An 804-nucleotide genomic window follows, 5' to 3' on the forward strand; every position below is an offset into this window, starting at 1 on the left:
TATCTTTCAATGGTCAAGCTGGGTTGCATCCGATTGTTTTACAAGAGGTTATGCAATTAAGGGACACAGCCTAGCCTCTTTTTATCATAAACTCGCCTGTTGCTCGCTTTGGCGGATGGCTGATTTCTCTGGTATTGTCTAATTGCCGTAAATAATTATTACAGGGTAACTGCTATGCAAAAGTTTGACGATCTATGGCAAGCCATCGAGACCAGAGTATGTGAAAACAATGACATAACACACGACGAATTGAAGAATGAAACGACAGCGAGAGGGATTTCCGCGAAGCAACGCGTCGGGCACATTTTTACACTGGAAGTGCTGCTGTCTCGTCATCGGGAGAAGTATGCCAGCCCCTATGTGGCGTTGGCCGGGGAAGAAGCGCTTTGGCACCTTATTTTCAAGCGTACTGGCTGGAAACCCTTTGAAGTTAAACAGCTGTCGTTTAGCGATGCAATGTTTGTTATTGCCGAGCTTTTCCGCGATGAAAACCTGCCGGCAGATGTCCGTGGGATTTTACGCGCTAACGGCTTACGCGATCAGCCTTATTCTTTATATGATTTCTCAGAAAAAGATTGGGCACCTCGCGATAATGAAAGCATCCTGAAACGATAGCCTGCGAATAATTAGATGATTAAGGGCTTAACTGCCCTTTTTTATTTCATGTCTTTTATTAAACAATTCCCGCCACGAAATGCATCCCTGCACTCAACTCACGGATAACAGTATATACCCGTGATCATTGAAACTGCTTGATTTCATGCTGTCAGGGGATCATGCTCAGACCATGAACATCAGACTTTC

At 44.7% G+C, this 804-nt stretch carries 1 protein-coding gene; it reads left to right on the plus strand.

Annotated elements, in window-relative coordinates:
• The first annotated feature begins 174 nt into the window (after window positions 1-174).
• Window positions 175-615, plus strand: coding sequence for an ECs1072 family phage-associated protein (locus ACSZPU_RS26045; protein WP_499004511.1), 441 nt, complete (start codon window positions 175-177; stop codon window positions 613-615).
• Window positions 616-804 lie beyond the last annotated feature (189 nt).

The sequence above is a fragment of the Phytobacter sp. V69 genome (assembly GCF_965644215.1).
In the GTDB taxonomy this organism is placed as follows: Bacteria; Pseudomonadota; Gammaproteobacteria; order Enterobacterales; family Enterobacteriaceae; genus Phytobacter.

What these genes read in the sequence shown, in the direction of transcription:
- ACSZPU_RS26045 (WP_499004511.1), top strand. Translation starts at nt 175, where the DNA reads ATGCAAAAGTTTGACGATCTATGGCAAGCCATCGAGACCAGAGTATGT.